Source organism: Chitinophaga sp. 01L420, from assembly GCF_056399985.1.
The window spans coordinates 223,985-246,402 of sequence record NZ_JBFTSK010000004.1 but is presented as its reverse complement, the minus strand read 5'-3'; the positions used below and the strand labels follow the sequence as shown (position 1 = coordinate 246,402).

General features: G+C 47.1%; 14 protein-coding genes. 9 read left to right on the top strand and 5 right to left on the bottom strand.

Features of this window, described 5'->3' with window-relative positions:
* Positions 1–153: 153 nt before the first annotated feature.
* A complete protein-coding gene (locus tag AC1DP6_RS06270; protein WP_477054060.1) occupies positions 154–2,397 on the top strand; it encodes a monovalent cation:proton antiporter family protein in 2,244 nt (747 codons plus the stop codon).
* Between the two features lie 75 nt (positions 2,398–2,472).
* Here AC1DP6_RS06270 and acnA read toward each other — a convergent pair whose 3' ends face one another.
* Positions 2,473–5,199 carry an aconitate hydratase AcnA gene (gene acnA / locus AC1DP6_RS06265; protein ID WP_477054059.1) on the bottom strand — a complete coding sequence of 909 codons (2,727 nt, stop codon included), beginning with the start codon at positions 5,197–5,199 and terminating at the stop codon, positions 2,473–2,475.
* A gap of 159 nt (positions 5,200–5,358) precedes the next feature.
* Here acnA and AC1DP6_RS06260 point away from each other — a divergent pair, with 159 nt between their 5' ends.
* Positions 5,359–6,195, top strand: a complete 837-nt coding sequence (locus AC1DP6_RS06260; RefSeq protein WP_477054058.1) for a class I SAM-dependent methyltransferase — start codon at positions 5,359–5,361, stop codon at positions 6,193–6,195.
* A 94-nt stretch (positions 6,196–6,289) separates the two neighbouring features.
* Here the strand turns inward: AC1DP6_RS06260 and AC1DP6_RS06255 are convergent, their stop codons facing one another.
* Together AC1DP6_RS06255 and AC1DP6_RS06250 are read right to left on the bottom strand one after the other, a co-directional pair.
* Positions 6,290–7,306 (bottom strand): MBL fold metallo-hydrolase, encoded by a 1,017-nt coding sequence (locus tag AC1DP6_RS06255; RefSeq protein WP_477054057.1) that lies wholly within the window; start codon positions 7,304–7,306, stop codon positions 6,290–6,292.
* A gap of 140 nt (positions 7,307–7,446) precedes the next feature.
* On the bottom strand, positions 7,447–9,216 hold the full coding sequence (locus AC1DP6_RS06250) for a chloride channel protein (protein WP_477054056.1): 1,770 nt from the start codon (positions 9,214–9,216) through the stop codon (positions 7,447–7,449).
* Between the two features lie 146 nt (positions 9,217–9,362).
* On the opposite strand from AC1DP6_RS06250, the gene AC1DP6_RS06245 reads away from it, so the two are divergent.
* Positions 9,363–10,031, top strand: a complete 669-nt coding sequence (locus AC1DP6_RS06245; protein ID WP_477054055.1) for a Crp/Fnr family transcriptional regulator — start codon at positions 9,363–9,365, stop codon at positions 10,029–10,031.
* Between the two features lie 4 nt (positions 10,032–10,035).
* Here AC1DP6_RS06245 and AC1DP6_RS06240 read toward each other — a convergent pair whose 3' ends face one another.
* Positions 10,036–10,728, bottom strand: a complete 693-nt coding sequence (locus tag AC1DP6_RS06240) for a Crp/Fnr family transcriptional regulator (protein WP_477054054.1) — start codon at positions 10,726–10,728, stop codon at positions 10,036–10,038.
* Positions 10,715–11,500 carry a uroporphyrinogen-III C-methyltransferase gene (gene cobA, locus AC1DP6_RS06235; protein WP_477054053.1) on the bottom strand — a complete coding sequence of 262 codons (786 nt, stop codon included), beginning with the start codon at positions 11,498–11,500 and terminating at the stop codon, positions 10,715–10,717. The genes AC1DP6_RS06240 and cobA overlap by 14 nt, the downstream gene beginning before the upstream one ends.
* A gap of 185 nt (positions 11,501–11,685) precedes the next feature.
* Between cobA and nirB the strand changes: the two genes are divergently transcribed.
* The 6 genes from nirB to AC1DP6_RS06205 all read left to right on the top strand — a co-directional run bounded on the left by nirB (position 11,686) and on the right by AC1DP6_RS06205 (position 22,280).
* Complete coding sequence (gene nirB, locus AC1DP6_RS06230; protein ID WP_477054052.1) at positions 11,686–14,184, top strand: nitrite reductase large subunit NirB; 2,499 nt, start codon at positions 11,686–11,688, stop codon at positions 14,182–14,184.
* 24 nt (positions 14,185–14,208) lie between these two features.
* The gene (gene nirD, locus AC1DP6_RS06225; protein ID WP_477054051.1) at positions 14,209–14,592 is read left to right on the top strand and encodes a nitrite reductase small subunit NirD; all 384 of its coding nucleotides are present in this window, start codon (positions 14,209–14,211) and stop codon (positions 14,590–14,592) included.
* 81 nt (positions 14,593–14,673) lie between these two features.
* Positions 14,674–15,996, top strand: coding sequence for an alginate export family protein (locus AC1DP6_RS06220; RefSeq protein ID WP_477054050.1), 1,323 nt, complete (start codon positions 14,674–14,676; stop codon positions 15,994–15,996).
* A 17-nt stretch (positions 15,997–16,013) separates the two neighbouring features.
* Entirely contained in the window at positions 16,014–17,303 is a 1,290-nt protein-coding gene (locus AC1DP6_RS06215; protein WP_477054049.1) for a NarK family nitrate/nitrite MFS transporter, read from the top strand.
* Between the two features lie 22 nt (positions 17,304–17,325).
* Complete coding sequence (locus AC1DP6_RS06210; protein WP_477054048.1) at positions 17,326–20,823, top strand: molybdopterin-dependent oxidoreductase; 3,498 nt, start codon at positions 17,326–17,328, stop codon at positions 20,821–20,823.
* 2 nt (positions 20,824–20,825) lie between these two features.
* Positions 20,826–22,280: a rubredoxin gene (locus AC1DP6_RS06205; protein ID WP_477054047.1), complete on the top strand. Its 1,455-nt coding sequence runs from the start codon at positions 20,826–20,828 to the stop codon at positions 22,278–22,280.
* The last annotated feature ends 138 nt before the right edge of the window (positions 22,281–22,418 follow it).

Below are 22,418 nucleotides of genomic sequence, written 5' to 3'. Positions count from 1 at the left end.
TCTCTCCTGCCAAATATTCTCTTGCTTCCCCGCAGGAAAAATGATATATTAGCGATATTCATAGATCCGGAAACTGGCATCTGACACATATGTGCAGTGATTTCTCATTGCCATAAATGTACAACACACGAACCTTAAATCGATATTTACTGTATGCATCTACCATCATTGATCATTGACCTGGCATTAATATTAGGAGCGGCGGGCGTTATTACTTTACTATTCAGAAGGCTGAAACAGCCGATGGTGCTAGGGTATATCATTGCAGGATTTTTAGTTGGTCCGAACTTTCATTTATTTCCTACCATCGCAGATGCTACGGGAATAAAAACATGGTCTGAGATCGGCGTAATATTCCTTTTATTTTCATTGGGACTGGAATTCAGTTTCAAAAAACTCATGCGCGTAGGAGGCACCGCCACCATTACCGCATTTGTAGAAATTGCCTGTATCACCCTTGCCGGTTATTTCACCGGACAACTCATGGGCTGGAGTTTTATGGACAGTCTTTTTCTCGGCGGCTTACTCGCCAGTTCCTCTACTACCATCATTATCCGTGCATTTGAAGAATTAGGTATCAAGAAAAAGTCCTTTACCAAAATCGTATTCGGCGTATTGGTGATAGAAGATATTGTGGTCATCCTCATGATGGTGTTGTTATCCACCATGGCCGTGAGCAGGGAGTTTGAAGGCACGGAGATGTTATTTACCATCGCCAAACTGATGTTCTTCCTGGCCATCTGGTTTCTCGCAGGCATCTTCCTGCTGCCAACAGCGCTCCGGAAAATGGAAAAGTACATGAACAGTGAAACCCTGCTGATACTAAGTATAGCCCTCTGTTTGGGTATGGTAATACTGGCCACCAAAGTTGGTTTCTCTGCAGAACTGGGCGCGTTCATCATGGGCTCTATCATCGCAGAAACTACTTCTTCCGAAAAAGTAGAACACCTGATACAACCGGTAAAAGATTTATTCGGCGCCATCTTTTTTGTGTCTGTGGGCATGCTCATTAACCCGGAAATGATTGTTGAATATAAATGGCCGGTATTGTGGATAACGTTATTAACATTAACCGGTAAATTTCTCAGCACCACCATTGGCGCGCTGTTATCCGGTCAGCCACTGAAACAGGCCGTACAGGTAGGTATGAGTATGGCGCAGGTGGGTGAATTTGCTTTTATCATTGCTACACTGGGTGTTACCCTGGGCGTGACCAGTGAGTTCCTTTTCCCCGTGGCAGTAGGCGTTTCCGCCATTACCACCTTTACCACACCTTACATGATTAAGTTTTCCGTGCCGTTATACAACTGGCTGGAGAAAATTATTCCTGCACGCTGGTTAAATGCCCTGAACCGCTATAGTGCCAGTTCACAAACCTTACAGGCTGAAAGCGACTGGCGCATTGTATTACGCAGTTACGTAAAAGTAATTGTACTGAACAGCGTTATCATGCTGGCCATCATCCTGCTGAATACCTATTACATCGGACCTTTTGTGATAAAGTATCTGAACAACACATTCAGTGCAAGACTACTTTGTGTCGTCATTGGTATTGCGATGATGTCGCCATTTATCTGGGCACTGATGGTACAAAAAATCTCCAGCATCTCTTACAAGGCGCTGTGGCTGGATTCCAAATACAATCACGGTCCGCTGGTGGTGGTGGAAGTAGTGCGTAACATTGTGGCGGTACTGCTGGTGGGTTTCCTCGTAAACCAATACTTCCCTTTCTGGCAGGCATTGCTGGGCACCGCCATGGTATTGGCCTGTGTGTTGCTGGTACTGCGTTCACAGCTGCAGAAATACTATAACCGTATTGAACGCCGCTTCCTGGCGAATCTGAATGCACGCGAAAATGCAGATGCAGCAGCACAGAAAACAGCAGCGGCAGACCTGCTCCCCTGGGATGCTCAGGTATCCGAAATAGAAATAGATCCCTGGTCAAGCCTGGTGGACAAACCTCTCATAGACCTTCAGCTGCGTGAAAAATATGGCATCAACGTAGGCGCTATCAAAAGAGGCAATGTGACTATTTACGCTCCTACCCGCGATGAAAAATTATTCCCTCATGACATCCTCACCGCCATCGGCACAGAGGCACAGCTGGAAGAATTTAACCGCGTGGTAAATACCCTGAATGTTCACCGGAGTGATGATGTGGCAGATGAAAACATTGGCTTAACCAGCCTGGTAGTAGATGAACACAACGGCCTCAAAGGGCAAAGCATCCGCGATTCCGGTATCCGGGAAAAAACAAAAGCCCTGGTAGTAGGCATTGCCCGTGGTGGCGAAAAAATCCTGAACCCTGCTTCTGAAACCGTATTTGAATGGGAAGATGTGGTATGGCTGGTAGGGAACCGAAAAAAGATCATGGAATTTTCACGGAGTAACGCGTAATAATATCTTCTTACAAATAAAAAATGCAGCGGAGAAAACATCCGCTGCATTTTTTATTTGTAAGAAGATATACACTCAGGCCTTTTGCAGAAATGCTCTCAGCACATATTGCAGGATACCGCCATGACGATAATATTCAATTTCTATCAATGAGTTCAGTTTGCACTTCACTTTAAACTCAACCGGATCTCCCGATGCCGGGATAGCCGTTACCGTTAGTATTTTACCAGGAATGAGATCTGTGGATACTCCGCTAATAGCGTACGACTCTGTACCTGACAACTGCAGCGAGGCAGCGTTTTCACCTTCCATGTATTGCAGGGGCAAAACACCCATGCCTACCAGGTTGCTGCGGTGAATACGTTCATAACTTTCCGCGATGACCGCCTTGACTCCCAGGAGGTTAGTGCCCTTAGCCGCCCAGTCGCGGGATGATCCACTGCCATACTCTTTACCAGCGAGTATGATTAATGGCACCTTATTGGCCGCATATTGCGCTGCGGCATCATAAACAGGCATCACCATGCCGGAAGGGATCACCGTAGTAAATCCGCCTTCTTTAGGCGATAATTCATTTTTAATACGCACGTTGGCAAAAGTACCCCGTATCATCACCTCATGATTTCCCCTGCGGGAACCATAGGAGTTAAATAAACGGGGATCGATGCCATGGTCCAGCAAGTACTTCCCGGCAGGGGTATCTGCCTTGAATGAACCGGCTGGAGAAATATGATCGGTGGTCACCGAATCACCCAGCTTCAGCAATACGCGGGCATCTTTTATATCTTCCAGCGGCGAAGGATCTTCCGGCAGCCCGTTAAAAAAGGGCGCTTCCCGGATATAGGTAGAGTCGTTGCTCCAGTGATAATCTTTTCCGGAAGGTGCCAGCAACCCACGCCACTGCTCATCTCCATCAAAAATCACTTTATATATATTTTCAAAATCTTCCTGTTTCACTGCGGCAGCTACGGCTTCATTAATTTCTTCCTGTGTAGGCCAGATATCGCGGAGATATACCGGCTCCCCGTTAGGATCATAACCCAGCGGAGCAGTGAGCATATCCACATCTATCCGTCCGGCGATGGCATAGGCTACCACCAGCAACGGCGATGCCAGGAAGTTCATTTTCACCTGCGGATGTACCCGGGCTTCAAAGTTACGGTTGCCTGATAATACAGAGGCTACCACCAGGTTGCCTTTATCCACGGCTTCTGCAATGGCCGGCGGCAAAGGACCACTGTTACCAATACACGAAGTACAGCCATAGCCCACTATATGAAAACGTAATGCTTCCAGTTCCGTTAACAGGCCGGCACGTTTCAGGTATTCGGTCACCACCCTGGAGCCGGGCGCCAGGCTGGTCTTTACCCAGGGCTTTACATACAATCCACGGCTGATGGCCTTCTTAGCTACCAGTCCCGCTCCTATCATAACGCTGGGGTTGGAAGTATTGGTACAGCTGGTGATCGCCGCAATAGTAATAGCACCGTCACTCAGCACATATTCTTCATTCTTTAATTTAATGCGGACAGATTTGAGGTAGTCCACTTCTACCGCCACTTCTTCGGAAGACTTCTGAATTTCATAGGTAAATGCCGTACCCGAACCTCCTTCAGACAACCAGGCCGTATCCCGGCGCTTTCCTTCCGGTGTATACATGCGCTTGAATTCCTTGTTCAACAGGCTCTCAAATTCATTGTGCAGATCTCTCACCAGGATACGGTCCTGTGGACGCTTGGGACCTGCTACAGCCGACTGTATGCCATTCAGGTCTACTTCCAGTATATCCGTATAAGTGATGTCTTCATTGCCATGCCGCCACAACATATTTTCCCGGCAGTAAGCTTCCACCTGCGCGATTTGTTCCGGTGGACGATTGGTGCGGTGCATATACTGCAACGTTTGATGATCGATCGGGAAATAGGTGACGGTGCAACCAAATTCAGGCGACATATTGGAAATAGTAGCCCTGTCGGGCACTGACAAATGATCGAGCCCATCACCAAAAACTTCCACAAACTTATCCACCACCCCGTATTTACGCAGCAGTTGCGTGATGGCAAGCACCATATCTGTAGCCGTTACGCCTTCTGTTAAGCGGCCGGTGAGCTTTAATCCGATCACCTGTGGACAGGAAAAATAGATGGGCTGTCCCAGTATAGCTGCTTCCGCTTCTATACCACCTACGCCCCAGCCTAATACCCCGATCCCATTCACCATAGGTGTATGAGAATCTGTTCCAACCAGGGTATCGGGAAACAGCCAGCCATCGCGGTTAATAACGCCCTTGGCCAGGTATTCCAGGTTTACCTGGTGACAAATACCCATGCCTGGGGGCACTACGGTAAAATTATCGAAAGCCTGTTGCGCCCATTTAAGCAGCTGATACCGCTCTTTGTTGCGTTCATATTCATAGGCCACATTTTTTGTATAGGAATAATCAGTGCCGAAGAAGTCTACCTGCACCGAGTGATCTACGACCAGGTCTACCGGTATGGCCGGATTAATTTTAGCACCTTCTTTTCCTTTCCGGATCACTTCCGCACGAATGGAGGCAATGTCCACGACTGCAGCTACGCCGGTAAAATCCTGCATCAGCACACGGGCCGGCTTAAAAGGTATTTCTTTGTCTGTGCCCGCAGGGTCCCAGTTCACCAACGTCTCCAGGTGTTCATCCGTAATGGCAAAGTTATCGTGATTCCGTAATACATTTTCTAATAAGATCCTGATGGAAAAAGGCAGACGGGAAATCTGTCTTCCTTCTTTTTCCAGCTTGCTGAGTGACGCGATACGAGGCTCCATAATAAATGATTAGTTGACAACATTAAGGAAACAATGACTCAAAGGTTTTGTTTATACAATATAGCTAATTATGAACCTTTTATACCGTTTTAATATTAAAATAACCCTGCGATGCCCACGCACCGGCACTTCCTAGCTTTATCCCAAATACCCCTCAAAATGCCGCAACAATTAAAAGTCCCCTCGACTTCCCGCCTTGTGCTGGAAGCAGCCATGCAACTCTATACAACACCTTTACAACAGCGTTATATTGAGTCCATCGATTTCAGTGAAACCAGCCGTCTTTTTTATGACCTGAAGCAGCATTATCCCTATATAATAGATGCGATTTGTTTGCGCAAACAAAGTATCCGCGCCATGCTGCGGGAAAGGATCTCCCGGTTACCGGGACAACAGGTGATCCTGCTTGGCGCAGGACTGGACCCGCTTTCTTTATATCTACTGGAAAATTACCGGGAACAGGTCAGCAGGATTATAGAAATAGATAACGGATATATAGAAGAAAAACAACAGCTCTACACCACTATTATTCCCGAAGAATCAATGATCCGCTTATCAAAATGTGACGTGACGGATACGGTATTACTCTGGAATAAACTACTGGAAAATGGCTACCGGGAAGAGATCCCTGCCATTATTGTTTTTGAAGGCGTGATTCATTATGTCAGCAATGATGCCTTTATCAACACCATGAAACTTTTTAAAACACTGGATAGAAGGAACCTGGCGATGCTGGATTATTCTTTATCGGAAGAAGAGGTACCTGCTGAATTTTTGCAGCGTCACCAGGGGCTGATAAGGATGCTGGAAACATTTGTTAACACCCGTTTAAATGTTAACAGTCATGCCGACATGGCTGGCATTATTTATCAGCTGGATGCCACACTGGAAAACCTGGAACCCATGTGTGAAACAGAAAGAAAAATCACCGGGAGCAATAAAATATTCCATTCTCCCGGCGAAGGCGTTATGGAAATGCTGAGCTTTAGTTTATGATAGGATAGCTTTTAGCCATTAGCTGTTAGCTTTTAGGCAATGCAGCGGAGATAAATATATGATGGTCTTCGCTGCATTGCCTAAAAGCTAACAGCTAAAAGCTATCCCACCAGTGTTCCTTTGGGTAATGCTCTCCTACTATTACCGGTTCTCCTATTTTCGGGGTGGTAACAGTCAATCCTCTTTGTACTCCGCTGGCGGTCACCCGTTTGGCGGATTCATTCCAGGGGTGGTTGGCGAGGGCAAATTTAGCCCAGTGTACCGGCAGCAATACTTTGGCCTGCAGGTCAATGGCTGCCTGCACGGTTTCTTCCGGCTTCATGTGTATAAACGGCCAGTTGTCGTTATACTGTCCGCATTCCAATATTGCCAGGTCAAAAGGACCGTATTTATCGCCTATGGCTTTGAAATGGGTATCATATCCGGAATCTCCGCCAAGAAAAAGCTGGTATCCGAATATCTGCAATACAAAAGATGACCAGAGACTGCCACCTCTTTTTAATCCGCGGCCGGAGAAATGTCGTGCAGGCGTTGCCGTTATGGTAATATCTTTTGCAATGTCCTGTGTTTCCCACCAGTCCATTTCCGTGATATTATTTTCGGGTGCCAGGCAGGATTGCAGATCCCTGCCTACGCCCAGTGAAGTCAAAATCGTTTTGGTATGTGGCTTTAACAGTGCCAGTGTTTTTTTATCAAGATGATCATAGTGATTATGTGTAATAATCAGCAGATCTATTTCCGGCATATCAGCAGGCGTGTAAGCATCTGCACCCGGGAAAGCCTTGATCATAAAAGACATCGGGGAAGCGCTGCCGCTAAACACCGGGTCTACCAATATATTGAAACCCTTTACATGAATGAGGTAGGAAGAATGCCCGAACCATACGATCACCGGCTTCTCTGAATACAATGTTTTCAGGTTCGTTTTTACGGGAGTCAACGGTGCCGGCGGTCTTACATCTGCCGGACGCTGAAAAGTTTCTTTCAGCATCTGGTAATAGGTAACATCATCCGGCTTCATGGGCGTGAGCGATAAATTCTGGAATACGCCGTCCCGGAAATTCTGCGAATGCTTTATTCTTTCCTTTATAGAAGATGATTTTCGCTGCATGCATTAAAGTTAAGAAGTGTTTTGTTAAAAACGTCTTATACAGTAGACGAACAACGGCGGGATATATTTTAAAGGTACCTGAAATAAAAGAGCTGCCCATAAAGAGCAGCCCTGCATCCAACCTATCTCGAAAACAAAAATCATGAACGTACCAGCAATCTTTTACCCCTGGCCATCAACCGCAACAGGCGGGTGTTACCGTAAAAAGCAGAATGATACCTGCCATCTGCCTTGCGTCGTTCACCATAAGCCCTCAATACCGCATCTGCGGTTACCATCCCTATTACTTTTTTATTTACATCCAGCACGGCCAGTATATCCGGGGGATAGCTATCGAATAATTCTGTGACCAGGTTAATATCATCGGAGCCATACACATACGGCGCCGCTGCTTCCAGGTTTTCACTGACACCCGATGTATTGGACGCCGATAAGCAGGTCCTGTTGAGATATCCTTTAAAATGCCCCTCCTCATCTGTTACCGGCAGGTACCGATAATAATAAGGGCTGCAGTGTTCGTGCAACAGGCTGTATGCATGCGCCAGCGTCATGTTGTTACGCAAAGTTACCGGCGACGTTGAAACAACCGCTGCTACATTGATAAGCTGCAGGATGTCCGGCGTATATTCATCCGGTGCGGTAACGCCTCTTCTCCGGATCTTTTCGGTCATGATACTTCCTTTCATAAGGAAAAAGGATACGAAATAAGCAGCTGTACAGGCGCCTATCAATGGGAGCAAGCCATGTGGCTGCCCGGTTGTTTCCAGTGAAAACACAATGGCAGTCAGCAATGCGCGAGAGGCTCCTGCAAACATAGCAGCCATTCCTATCAGTGCCGCAGTAGCAATGTTGATTTCACAGCCGGGAAATAATCTCAGTATCACTATGCCCAACAAAGCGCCTAAAGCCCCACCAATCGTAAATAAGGGCGCCAGTGTACCACCAGAGGTACCACTACCCAGGGATATTACCCATGAAATATATTTGAGTACGCAAAGCGATATTACCAGCGCCAGTGGCACGTTACCAGTCAACAGGGTCTTGATATTATCATATCCTACGCCCATGGTATGTGGGGCAAAATAGCCCACTACACCCACCACTACTGCGCCCAGTGCGGGCCACCACATCCAGTGAATGGGGAGTTTTTCAAACATATCTTCCACAAAATAAACGGACTTTGATACATAGGCTGCTATTACGCCTACCAACGCGCCCATGAGCACATAAGTCAGCAACGCGATATCTGATACCGCTGGAATATCCGGCATTGCAAACACCGGATGACTATCGAATAAACCGATATGCATACCTGCGCCCACAATACAACCAATGGCGACTGGTATCACCGCGCGGGGAGAAAATTCAAACAGCAATAATTCGATGGCCAACAGAATGGCCGCCAGCGGACTGCCAAAGATTGCCGCCATACCGGCACAGGCGCCGGCTGCCAGTAATACTTTTCTTTCGGCAGCAGAAATATGAATAACCTGTCCGGTGAATGAACCGATGGCGCCACCGGTGGCAATGATGGGACCTTCTGCACCAAAGGGTCCGCCCGTACCAATAGAAATGGCGGCAGATAAAGGTTTCAGCAAGGTAATCACCGGGGGTATTTTGCTGTCGTTCAAAATAATATTTTCCATGGCCTCCGGGATGCCATGACCACGGATAGCTTTACTGCCAAAGCGTGCCATTACGCCCACCATCAAACTACCGATAATAGGGATGAATATAACGATCCAGCCGAGGTAATTACCGGCAGGTCCTGCTTCTTCAAATGAAAACCGGCCGTAGAACGACAGGTTGGTAATGAGACTGATCAGCATCACCAGTCCTTTCGCCACAAAGCCTATTACCAGCGCATTGATACCCGCCTGCATACTGAGGTAAAGTACTCTCCGTGACATATTTCCAGCAAACTTTTGCCCTTTTTTATGATTCATACTATATAAAATGACAATAAAAAATTTAAAACAGCACAAAAATATGATCTAAATCATATTAAAACCTATTATTTCTTTCAAAAACACAAAAAAACATTACTATTGCAATCATGAAAAAAGCCGGAACCTGCGATTTAAAAACCTGTTTTCTTTGCCAGTTCAGCATTCCGGAGTGGATTGCCGCAGTAACAGATCATAAACAACACCTGTTTTATAAAAAGAATGAAATCATCTTCCAGGAAGGACAGCCGGTAAAGGGCATCTTTTTCCTGTATGAAGGAAAAGTGAAAGTGCATAAGCAATGGGGAGAGGACAAAGATCTGATTGTTCGTTTTGCGCAAAAGGGAGATATCCTCGGGCATCGTGGACTGGGCAGTGGAGAGCGTTTATATACTGTGTCTGCCACTGCACTGGAAGACACCACCGTATGTTATACTGACCTTACTTTTTTTGAAGCATCGCTGAAAGTGAATCCCAATCTGACTTTGAAACTGATGCAATTTTATGCGGATGAGTTACAGGAAGCAGAGAGAAAGATGCGCAACCTTGTACACATGGATGTAAAAGGCAGACTGGCAGATGCTTTGCTTGAAATCAGCCGTTTGCATAATGATACGCAGTTTACCATCAGCCGGCAGGATCTGGCCTCTTTTGCAGGCACCACCTATGAAACTATTTATCGCAATCTGCAGGAGTTTATACAGGAGAAATTAATTGCCGTAGAAGGAAAAGCTATTCATATTTTAAATGAGAAAAAGTTGAAAAAGTATGTGGGGTAAGATGTCACACTATTTCTGTTAACCGCAATAATTTAGTTTCATTCAGTATTGTAAAGCTCTTCCCGGAAACCGCTACCAGCCGCTCTTCTATCAGTTCATTCAATATCCTGAAAGTAGTTTCATAGGTAGCGCCAATATAGGAAGCAAGGTCTTGTTTGGAGAGGGAGAGATCTATAAATCCCTCTTTATTAAATCCGAATTTTTGTTGTAGCAGTAACAGGGCATTGGCCATGCGGCCTTTGACAGACATATGTGCGAGGTTGCGCATATGCTTTTCGGAAGATTGTAATTCCTGTGCGTAAAACAGCATGAGTTCATATAACAGGTCATGGTTTACTTTGAGAGATGACTGAAAAAAATCCATCTCTATAAAACAAATTTTTACCGGTTCCAGCGCGGTGGCAGATACCGGGTATAGATGTTCCGTTCCTCCCATTCCACGGTGTCCCACGATATCTCCTTTTTGCGCAAAACGAACAATCAGTTCTTTTTCCGCTCCCCAGTGCTTGTGCACTTTCATACGGCCTTCATAAATGAAGTAGATACCCGTTACTTTATCACCTTCTTTAAACAGCATTTCGCCTTTATTGAGGATAAAGTTTTTCCGGTGTAAAGCTACTGCCGGCGACCATTCCTTAATGGATAGTCTGCAAAGGAGACAGGTTTTACCATCACAACCCGCTTTATCTTTCTTCATGTATAATATCGTTGTTTTGTAATTGTTGCCACGTTTCATCTGCTAATATGGTGTGCAGCTTCACCACCTCTCCTACTACAATAATGGCCGGATTGCCCATACCGGCCGCCTGTGCTCTCCATACAATGTCCTTCACCGTACCAATCACCATTTGCTGTTGGGGTGTGGTACCGTTTTGTATAATGGCCACCGGCGTATCACTTTTCCCCTGTTTGGCAAAAAGTTCCATGATGCCTTCCAGTTTGCTCATGGCCATCAGTATTACCACTGTAGCAGTGGAGCGGGCAGCCAGTTCAATATCACCGGAAATATCGCCGGAGCTTGTGGTACCGGTCGTTATCCAGAAGCCTTCCGCAATACCTCTGCAGGTAAGCGGAATCATTTGTGACGCAGGAACTGCTATGGCGCTGGATATGCCGGGTATAATGGATACTTTGATACCGTGTTGTCTGGCAGTTTGTATTTCCTCCACTGCTCTGCCAAATACAAAAGGATCGCCTCCCTTTAACCGTACCACGTGTCCATGGGCATTGGCCATTTCCACAATGAGCCCGTTGATTTCCTGCTGAGATAGTGCATGACAGCCATAGCGCTTTCCAACAAACCGGATGATGGCACCTGACGCCGCATATGTCAGCAATGATTCATTCACTAATGCGTCATATAATATCACATCTGCCTCACGGATGGTATTAATGGCTTTCAGGGTAATCATTTCCGGATCTCCCGGTCCTGCTCCTACTAAAGATAGAGATGGAATTGACACATGCATATACATTACAATTAAATTTATATAACACTTTTACAAAGATTGATACCTAAAATTAAAACAAAATCGCGTAATTTTATAACCAACATCATACACCTACCTCTAAAATCATCTCCAAAACGCGAAATAATATTATATTAATTTAATTATAATATAATCTAAGTTTTCTGATCCTTAAATATAATCCAATGAAAATAGTAGTTATAGGGAACGGTATGGTGGGCTATAAATTTTGTGAGAAGATGATAGCCAAATCCGGCCACCTCCCCACTGAAATGGTTGTATTCGGAGAAGAACCCCGCCCCGCCTATGATCGCGTGCATCTCACTTCCTGGTTTGATGGTAAAACAGCCGATGATCTCCTGCTGGCTACAGCCGAATGGTACAGCCAACAAGGCATCAAACTCCACCTGGGCGACCCGGTGCAGCAAATTGACCGCGACAACAAAACCGTATACTCCCACAAAGGCATCGTGGAAACATATGATTACCTGGTAATAGCTACCGGCTCCGCCGCCTTCGTGCCACCGGTGCCGGGCATGGATAAAAAAGGCGTATTTATTTACCGCACCATAGAAGACCTGGAAATGATGAAGGCCTATGCACCGAAAGCTACCCGTGGAGCGGTAATCGGTGGCGGCCTACTGGGACTGGAAGCGGCCAAAGCACTGCTGGACCTTGGCATCTCCAATACGCATGTGATCGAGTTTTCCTCCCGCCTCATGCCTCGCCAAATAGATGAACAGGGGTCTGCCATCCTTCAGACAAAACTTGGCAGCCTGGGTCTGAAAGTACTCACCGGCAAAAATACCCGCGAAATACTGGGCAACGATGCCATCACCGGTTTACAGTTTGCAGATGATACCATCCTGGAAGCAGATATCCTGGTGGTATCTGCCGGCATCAAACCCCGTGATGAACTGGCAAAAGCCGCCAACATCACCACCGGCCCACGCGGCGGTATTGTTGTCAATGAACAAATGCAAACCAACGACCCCTTTATATATTCCATCGGCGAATGCGCGCTCTACAACAACATGATCTATGGCCTGGTAGCCCCCGGCTATGAAATGGCTGAAGTAGCAGCGTCACATATCACCGGTGAAGCAAAAGCCTTCACCGGATTTGATATGAGCACTAAATTAAAACTCATCGGCGTAGATGTGGCCAGCTTCGGTGACCCTTTCTCTGATCCGGAAAACTGCCATAGCATTGTATTTGAAGATAAATACAAAGGCACCTATAAACGTATCAATATTACGACAGATGGTCAATTCCTGCTGGGAGGTATCTTAATTGGCGATGCAGCTGCTTATAATATGCTGCTGCAAACGACTAAAAACAAACTGACGTTGCCGGCCAATCCGGAAGACTTACTACTGGGCGGCAGCCGTAGCAGCGCCGATACTGGTGCGGGCGTTACGGCCCTCCCGGATGAAGCCATCATCTGCAGCTGCGAAAGCGTTAGCAAGGGCACTATCTGCCAGGCAGTCACAGATGGTCTCGAAACACTCGATGAAGTAAAGAAATGCACGAAAGCCGGCACCTGCTGCGGCGGTTGCACCCCTATGGTAAAAGACCTGATCACCGCCACCATGAAGGCCCAGGGCAAATACATCCGCAACGTGGTATGCGAACACTTCGCCTACTCACGCCAGGAAATGCTGGATCTCATCCGCGTAAAATCACTCCGCTCCTTTGATGAAGTACTGGACCACTACGGAGAAGGCGAAGGCTGCGAAGTATGCAAACCCGTCATCGCCTCTATACTGGCCAGTCTCTGGAACGACATGATCCTCGACAAAGGCAATGATACCGCACAGGACTCCAATGACCGCTACCTCGCCAACATACAGAAAGGAGGCACCTATTCTGTAGTACCCCGCATTCCCGGTGGAGAAATTACACCTGAGAAACTGGTAGTAATCGGAGAGATCGGTACTAAATATAACCTCTATACGAAAATCACCGGCGGACAGCGCATTGACTTATTTGGCGCACATCTCAGCGACCTGCCCAATATATGGGAAGAACTGATTGCCGCCGGATTTGAAAGCGGACATGCATATGGTAAAGCGTTGCGCACGGTAAAAAGCTGTGTAGGCTCTACCTGGTGCAGGTTCGGTTTGCATGACAGCGTTAGCTTTGCCATCCGCATAGAAGAACGTTACCGCGGATTACGGGCGCCACATAAAATCAAATCTGCCGTATCCGGCTGCATCCGGGAATGTGCGGAAGCACAGTCGAAAGACTTTGGCATCATTGCCACTGAAAAAGGATGGAACCTGTATGTATGCGGCAACGGCGGCTCCAAGCCACAACATGCACAACTCCTGGAAGCGGATGTAGACAGCGACACCTGTATTCAATACATTGACCGCTTCCTGATGTTCTATATCAAAACAGCCGATCCGCTCACCCGCACGGCTACCTGGCTAAACAAACTTGATGGCGGTATCGACTATCTCCGTAACGTAGTACTGAATGACAGTCTGGGTATCGCGTCTCAGCTGGAAGCAGAAATGCAGTTGCTGGTAGATAACTATAAATGCGAGTGGAGAGAGGTAGTGGAAAATCCTGAACTGCGCAAGCGCTTCTCTCACTTCATCAACGCTCCTGCCGATAAAGATCCAACAGTAAAATTCGAAACCATGCGTGCACAGAAGAAAGCCGCAGAATGGAAATAATCTCTTTACACAAAATATACTGCTATGTCTACGATTCACACTACTGCTACCACCTGGTTCTTTGCCTGTAAAACATCAGATGTACCCACCAATGGCGGCGTATGCGTAAAGCATAAAGAAGAACAGATTGCCCTCTTTTATTTTGCCCGCAGAAATGAATGGTATGCCACGCAAAACCTTTGCCCGCACCGTCAACAGATGGCGCTCAGCCGCGGCATGACGGGCACTGTAAAAGATGAGCCTAAAGTAGCATGCCCTTTTCACAAAAAAACATTCTCCCTGAAAGACGGCCGTTGCTTATCTGACGACACAGAATGTTCACTCACTACCTACCCGGTAAAAATCATAGATGATATGGTATATATCGGTGTAATGGCAGATGTGGAAATGGTAAATGCAGCAATATAAAAAACGAAACCCGGTAGCTGGCAGGCTAACCGGGCTTCTGATCCGTAAATGATTGGCTCATTCAAAATCAACCAAAGTTACATGAAAAAATGGTTTCCCCGCAGGGTATCAATGATACTCCCCGGCCTGCTGTTGTCACAGTATGGCTATGCGCAACTTAACTTCGGTGCACAACTAAGAACACGCACCGAACTACGTAACGGACAAGGCGCACCACAGGTACAGGGCGCCGACCCAGCCTTCTTTACTTCCCAGCGCACCCGCCTCATGGCCGGTTTCAGCGCCTACCGCATCAAATTGGGTCTAACGGTGCAGGATGTACGCGTATGGGGACAGGATGCTTCTACCATTAACCGCACCACCCCCCCGGACAACAACGGATTTATGTTACACGAGGCCTGGGCGGAAATATTACTGACAGATACTATCGTAAAAAATAAAAGTCTGTCGCTCAAAGTAGGCCGGCAGGAGCTCGTGTATGACGACAGTCGCCTGCTGGGCAACCTCGACTGGCTGCAACAGGGACGCCGGCATGATGCTGCAGTATTAAAATATGAAAGTAACTACTGGACCTTACATACCGCTGTTGCTTTTAACCAGAATAAAGAAAATGCGAGTGGCACCGTTTACAACCCAACTCCGGCAGGTAACTACACCGCTAACACCAACGGCGGTAATGCCTATAAAAGCCTGGAGTTGGTATATGCATCCAGGAAGTTAACGAAAGGGAACCTGTCGTTCCTTTTCCTCTCCGACCAGTTTTCTAAATACCATACAGACAGTATAGAACATGTGGCTACGAAAGTATGGGAAACAGGCACCTACACCCGCATGACTACCGGCTTGTTTTACACGCAGCAATTCAACAGGATCAGTTATACTGCTGCCGCTTATCATCAGTTCGGCACTAACGGCAACGGGCAAACGGTAAATGGCAGTTTACTATCCGGATCTTTCCAATACAATGTCAGCAAAGCTTTCAGCGCAGGCGCAGGTGTGGATTACACCACACCTGATTTTGATCCGCTGTATGGCACCCCGCATAAGTTCTGGGGTAACATGGACTATTTCTACGTAGCCAGTGGATTTGGCAATAAAGGATTACAGGACTATTATGTAAAAACGAAGTTGAAACCCGGCACCCGTTGGGCATTTACAGGAGATGTACATGAATTTTACGCGACTTCTGCCATCACAGGTATGAGCAAGCAATTTGGTACAGAGGCAGATGTTACTGCCAATTATACCCTGACCAAAATGATTGGCCTGGAAGCCGGCTACAGTCACTTCTGGAATACGGCCAGCCTCTCCTCTCCCACGGTAAAAAATATAAAAAATGCCGGCAGTAACAGCAACTGGGCGTATCTCTCTGTAAACATACGCCCCGAATTTCTGATTAAATAACCTGTAAAATCACTACTATGCTCGCTCCACTCAATAAAATAAAAATCTTTAGTCTTGATACCATACAGATGCGCACGTTTCATATCACGTGGCTGATGTTCTTTGTCTGTTTCTTTGGCTGGTTTGGTCTGGCGCCATTGATGCCCACTATCCGTGCTGACCTCGGCCTAAGCAAATCCCAGATAGGCAACATTATTATTGCTTCAGTATCCGGTACCATCATTGCACGGCTCGTCATTGGCCGTCTCTGTGATACCTGGGGTCCCCGGAAAACGGCCGTGCGGCTGTTGTTGATCGGTTCCTTGCCGGTGTTCCTGGTGGGGTTATCAAAAGATTACACATCCTTTCTCCTCTTTCGTTTAGCCATCAGTGTGATAGGTGGATCATTCGTTATCACCCAGTTCCATACATCACTGATGTTTGCGCCGGCCATTAAAGGCACTGCCAATGCCATCACCGGCGGATGGGGCAACCTGGGTGGCGGTGTCACCAATATGGTAATGCCGCTCATCTTCGCCGCTATTGTGGGCTTTGGTTACACCAAAGCGGAAGCCTGGCGCTATGCGATGATTGTGCCCGGCGTAATGATGCTGATAGTTGCGTACCTGTATTACCGTTATACAAAAGATACACCCAATGGCAACTTCGATGAGCTGGGGCATCATAAAAAGAATAGTAAAACGGATTGGTCCGTGTTAGCCGACTGGCGCATATGGGCACTCACCATGGCCTACGGGATGTGTTTTGGCATGGAGATCACCTTCGACAATGTTGCGTCTTTACATTTTGTGGATACATTTCATCTTTCTCAAGGCAGCGCAGGGTTCTGGGCGGGCATATTTGGTTTTATGAATCTTTTTGCCCGTGCATTGGGTGGCATTATTTCAGACAGGGTCGGCGCAAAGTCCGGCATGAAAGGCAAAGGATGGTTATTGGCCCTGATGCTGCTGGCAGAAGGAATTGGCTTATTACTATTTGCGCAGGCGGGATCGCTGGTAGTAGCAATTGTGGCAATGCTGAGTTTTGCGTTGTTCCTGAAAATGGCCAACGGCGCCACTTACGGCATTGTACCTTTTATTAACGAAAAAAATGCGGGGCTGGTCAGCGGTATTGTTGGCGCGGGTGGTAATGTGGGAGGCATGTTATTCGGCTTCCTCTTTAAATCAGACAGCATCACTTATGTACAGGCATTCACGTATATCGGCTTTATTGTGATAGGCATCTCCTGTATTGTAATGCTGACCAGGTTTACCCGGCAACCCGCTGCGGAAGCAGTACCTGTAAGAACGCCGGTAGCCGCATCGTAAATCATTTATTAAAACTTCCGGCATGCAAGCATCATTTAAAACCACCTGCTGTTACTGTGGCGTCGGCTGCGGAATAGTAGTACATAAGGACCGGCAGGGAAAGCTGCATGTAGAAGGTGATAAAACACACCCGGTAAACAAAGGCATGCTTTGCTCCAAAGGCATGAACCTGCATTATACCGTTATGGATACATCAGACAGGCTGCTGTATCCGGAAATGCGATACCATCGTAACCTGCCAAGACAAAGGGTTACCTGGGATCAGGCATTGGAAAGAACGGCAGCCGTATTTGCTGCTATCATCAAAAAACATGGTCCGGATGCCGTAGCCTTCTACGCATCCGGGCAATGCCTTACGGAAGAATATTATGTCGTCAATAAGCTCATCAAAGGGTTTATTGGCAGCAACAACATCGATACCAATTCGCGTTTATGTATGAGCAGCGCTGTAGCCGCTTATAAGCTGGCGTTGGGAGAAGACGCGGTACCCGGCACTTACGACGACATAGAACTGGCCGACTGCATCTTTGTAGCGGGCGCCAACCCGGCCTGGTGTCATCCCATTTTATGGAGGCGGGTAGAAGCAGCCAAAACCGCAAATCCCGCGCTGAAAATTATTGTCAGCGACCCGCGCGTTACACAAAGTTGTTCCGCAGCCGACCTGCACCTGCAGGTAAATCCTGGCACCGACATCGTACTGCACCACGCCATTGGTCGCGCACTTATCACCGCCGGCCATACCGACAGTTCTTTTATACAAGCCCACACCAACGGATTTGATCAATACAAGGATACCGTAATGGAGCGCAGCATTGAAGAAGCAGCTGCCATCTGCGGCATTGCGGCAGCGGATATTTATACCGCCGCAGATTACATAGGCAATGCCACCGGCTTCATGACCCTGTGGACCATGGGACTCAATCAAAGTGTGGTTGGTGTGAACAAAAATCTCAGCCTGATCAATCTGCACCTGATCACCGGCCATATCGGCAAACCCGGCAGCGGTCCTTTTTCCTTAACCGGGCAACCCAACGCCATGGGCGGACGGGAAGTAGGAGGACTCTCCAACCTGTTGCCCGCACATCGTGTACTCAATAATCCTCAACACCGCAAAGAAGTGCAGGACTTCTGGGGCGGTACGGCCTTATCAGATAAGCCCGGTCTCACTGCAACGGAAATGTTCAACGCCATGCACGATGGCAGACTAAAAGCGATCTGGATCATGTGCACCAATCCGCTGGTGAGCTTACCGGATGTTCGTTTTGCCGAAGCCGGACTGCTAAAAACCAAATTTGTGGTGGTGCAGGAAATTTCCAATAAACCGGAAACCCTGCGTTATGCCGATGTAGTACTGCCTGCGGCCGCCTGGACAGAAAAAGAAGGTACCATGACCAATGCTGAACGCCGCATCAGCTATCTTACTAAACTCACAGATGCACCTGGTGAAGCATTACCCGATGCGGAGATCATTTGCCGCTTTGCACAAAAAATGGGTTATCACGGATTCGACTATACGAATATGTCGGAGATCTATGAAGAGCATTGCCGGTTAACCGCCGGTACCAATATAGATATCAGCGGACTGAATTACAAAACATTAAAAGCTGAACGCAGCATACAATGGCCTTACCGTTCCGGCAATGGTACTGCAAGACTGTTTGAAGATCACCAGTTTTACACACCTGATGCCAGGGCAGTTATCCACAGCTTCGAAGATGCCAACCACTCAGAATCACTTACCAAAGAATTGCCGTTGATACTCACCACCGGCCGCATACGCGATCAGTGGCATACCATGAGCAAAACCGGGAAAGTGARTAAACTGAAACAACACATATCTTCTTCTTTCCTCGAAATACATCCCGAAGATGCCCTACAGCGAGGCATACGGGCAGATGATATTGTAACCATCCACAATGGCAGAGGAGAAGTACGGGTAAAAGCACAACTCAGCGACACCATTAAAAAAGGGGTTGTTTTTTTACCGATGCATTGGGGCAAAATACTCAACAATGATTTGCACCGGGCCAATAATCTCACTAACCACCTTCTGGACCCGATATCCAAACAACCCGACTTTAAATATACCGCCGTACAGGTACAACGCTATCAAAAGCCGGTGCAGAAAATTGTGGTCATCGGTGCAGGAGCCGGCGCCTGTGGCTTTGTAAAGTCGTACCGGGAACTGAATACCACCGATGAAATAGTGGTATTCAGCAAAGAAAACCTACCCTTCTATAATCGGGTGATGCTGCCTGATTACATCAGTGGTACCCAGCAATGGAAACAACTGATTAAAATGACAAGGGCGGAAGAAACGGCGCATAACATTACGCTCCACCGCGGTGTGAGCATCACACATATTAACCGCGCCAACAAATTATTAACCGATAGTAACGGTCAGGTACATACGTACGATATCCTCCTGATGGCCACTGGCAGCAGGGCCGCCACCCTTCGGGACATTCCGCCTATTCCGGGTATCTTTACCATGCGTACCCGCATGGATGCAGACGCCTTCAAACAACATATAGCTCCTGCACGCGGGAAAGTAATGATCGTAGGTGGAGGATTATTAGGGATAGAGCTGGCGGCATCTCTCAAAGAAATTAATATAGACGTTGGCGTTATACAACGTACTTCCCGGCTAATGGACCGGCAACTGGATACCCTCGGCGGACAACTCCTTTACGAAGAGCTCACCGACAGGGGTATTGACATTTATTACAATGATGAAATTGATCGTTTCTCCGGCCAGGATAAACTGGAAGGGCTACGCATGAAAAGCGGGTTATACATTCCCTGTCAGGCAGTGGTGATGTCTATTGGTACCGTTCCTAACATAGAACTGGCACAGGAAGCTCAACTGCTTTGCAATCGCGGTGTAGTGGTAAATGAATATCTCCAAACCAGCGATCCGGATATTTATGCCATCGGAGAAATAGCCGCTTTCAACGGCACCTTATATGGTATCACCGCCGCAGCGGAACAACAGGCTGCTGTAGTGGCCCGCTATCTGAACGGAGATATCAGCCAATACTACCAGGGCTCTCTTTTTATGAACATTCTTAAAATGCACGGCACCGACCTCTGCTCACTGGGCATGGTAGAAACCCCTAAAGATCCGGCTTACGAAGAAGTGATTTTTATTGATAAAGCAAAACGATACTATAAAAAATGTATCATTCACCAGGACAGGTTAGTGGGCGCCATCCTGATCGGTGATAAATCAGAGTTCATTGAATTCAGGGATCTTATTCAACAAAAAATTGAGCTGTCAGATAAACGACTGGAGTTATTACGTTCCGGCAAAAAAGGCACACCGCTTATCGGCAAACTGGTATGCTCCTGTGGCAATGTAGGAGAAGGTAATATCATGGAAAAAATAGCTGCTGGTTGCAACAACCTGCAGCAACTCTGTCAGGCCTCCGGCGCCGGTATGGGCTGTGGCAGCTGTAAACCGGAAGTAAAGGCATTGCTGGAGAAATCTATTCCTAAAAACGTTGCAGCACTCGTATAACTATGGCGAAACTCACACATACTTTTCCGATCAATTTCACCGGCGGCATTATTTCGCCGGGGTATCTGCTGGAAATACTGGATACTGCCAGCGCCGCGCAGGCTACGCATATCCGTTTCGGATTGCGGCAGCAACTACTCGTAGACATTCCTGATAAATGTGTTACTTCATTTAAAAGTCAGTGCGCCGAAAAACAGATCAACTTTGCCGACACGCCTAATATCATGAGCTCTTATCCGGCAGCGGGCATTTTCATTCACAACAGCTGGTTAAGTGAAGGCATCTACAAAGATGTGTTTAATCTTTTTGACTATGCACCGGTGTTGAAGATAAACATCTGTGATAGTCAACAAACCTTTGTGCCCTTATTCACCGGGCATATCAACTGGATTACTTCTCCCAACCTCCATTACTGGTATTTATATATCCGCGTGCAGGGCAGTCAGCAGTTATTTGCATGGCCGGAACAAATCTATACCAACAATATTGCAGCCGTGAGCAAGCAGGTGGAAACAGCGCTCAGCAATGGTGATTCCCCTGAACAGGTATATGCACATATAAAAAAAACGTTGACTTATATCAGTCGTATTAAAGATAAGGAACCAGACCTGCCGGCATTTCATTTACCTTATTACGAAGGATTTAATAAATACGATAACAGCTACTGGCTGGGCATCTATCGCCGCGATGAAGATTTCCCCATTCCTTTTTTGAAAGAAGTATGCACTATTTGCCTGGAAACCCGCACCGGACAACTGTATACGACTCCCTGGAAATCACTCATCATTAAAAACATAGATGCCATTCACCGTACGCTATGGGATTATGTGCTGGGCAAGCATGGTATCAATGTTCGTCATGCAGCCAATGAATTGAACTGGCAGGTAGAAGACAACTGTGAAGATGGCCTGATTCTGAAACGGCATATCATCCGTTATTTCGATACCGCCGATGTACGTACCTACGGATTGTGTTTCAGCGTGAGAATCAACCGCCCAGCGAGTCTTTTTGGTACGGTAGTGATCCGCAAACAGGAAAATAAACATGGCAGCAAACTCAAATACATGCAACGCTATGATATCCTGTACACCGCTGATTACAACGCCAATTCCGCACAGCTGTTGCTATACCGCGAAGGGGTATCTAAAGAGCACCTGGGGCCTTACATTGTAGCATTATGCAAAACTTTTTATGAGCAAAAAAGTGAAGCGAATGTACTACAGCATTATGTACGGGAACAGCAATCGCTGGTAACGATACCGGTGGTGGAAAAACAGGTATATCAATGCCGGCATTGTCTTACCGTATATGATGCAACTGTAGGAGATGCAGAACAGCAGGTACCTGCAGGCACGCTGTTTAAAGACTTACCGGGGGGGTACGAATGTTTTGTATGTGCGGCGCCGTTAAGTGAATTTAAGGAAGTGAATGAGGCGGCATTACATGCCGCCGGGTAGTTCAAAGAGATTCAAATGTCCGGGATGGTAAATTTACACCGCAAATTCAATACTACCGCCGTTTTCCGTGTCAACCAGACAATCTATCCCAACTTTTTCCGCAGATTTAGCTAATTTTGCCAACTTCAGCGCCGCAAA

Coding starts and splice junctions, on each gene's coding strand:
- AC1DP6_RS06245 (WP_477054055.1), top strand. CDS start 9,363: ATGAAAAAAGCCGGAACCTGCGATTTAAAAACCTGTTTTCTTTGCCAG.
- AC1DP6_RS06260 (WP_477054058.1), top strand. CDS start 5,359: ATGCCGCAACAATTAAAAGTCCCCTCGACTTCCCGCCTTGTGCTGGAA.
- AC1DP6_RS06220 (WP_477054050.1), top strand. CDS start 14,674: ATGAAAAAATGGTTTCCCCGCAGGGTATCAATGATACTCCCCGGCCTG.
- AC1DP6_RS06250 (WP_477054056.1), bottom strand. CDS start 9,216: ATGTCACGGAGAGTACTTTACCTCAGTATGCAGGCGGGTATCAATGCG.
- acnA (WP_477054059.1), bottom strand. CDS start 5,199: ATGGAGCCTCGTATCGCGTCACTCAGCAAGCTGGAAAAAGAAGGAAGA.
- nirB (WP_477054052.1), top strand. CDS start 11,686: ATGAAAATAGTAGTTATAGGGAACGGTATGGTGGGCTATAAATTTTGT.
- AC1DP6_RS06270 (WP_477054060.1), top strand. CDS start 154: ATGCATCTACCATCATTGATCATTGACCTGGCATTAATATTAGGAGCG.
- cobA (WP_477054053.1), bottom strand. CDS start 11,500: ATGCATGTGTCAATTCCATCTCTATCTTTAGTAGGAGCAGGACCGGGA.
- AC1DP6_RS06255 (WP_477054057.1), bottom strand. CDS start 7,306: ATGCAGCGAAAATCATCTTCTATAAAGGAAAGAATAAAGCATTCGCAG.
- AC1DP6_RS06215 (WP_477054049.1), top strand. CDS start 16,014: ATGCTCGCTCCACTCAATAAAATAAAAATCTTTAGTCTTGATACCATA.
- nirD (WP_477054051.1), top strand. CDS start 14,209: ATGTCTACGATTCACACTACTGCTACCACCTGGTTCTTTGCCTGTAAA.
- AC1DP6_RS06205 (WP_477054047.1), top strand. CDS start 20,826: ATGGCGAAACTCACACATACTTTTCCGATCAATTTCACCGGCGGCATT.
- AC1DP6_RS06240 (WP_477054054.1), bottom strand. CDS start 10,728: ATGAAGAAAGATAAAGCGGGTTGTGATGGTAAAACCTGTCTCCTTTGC.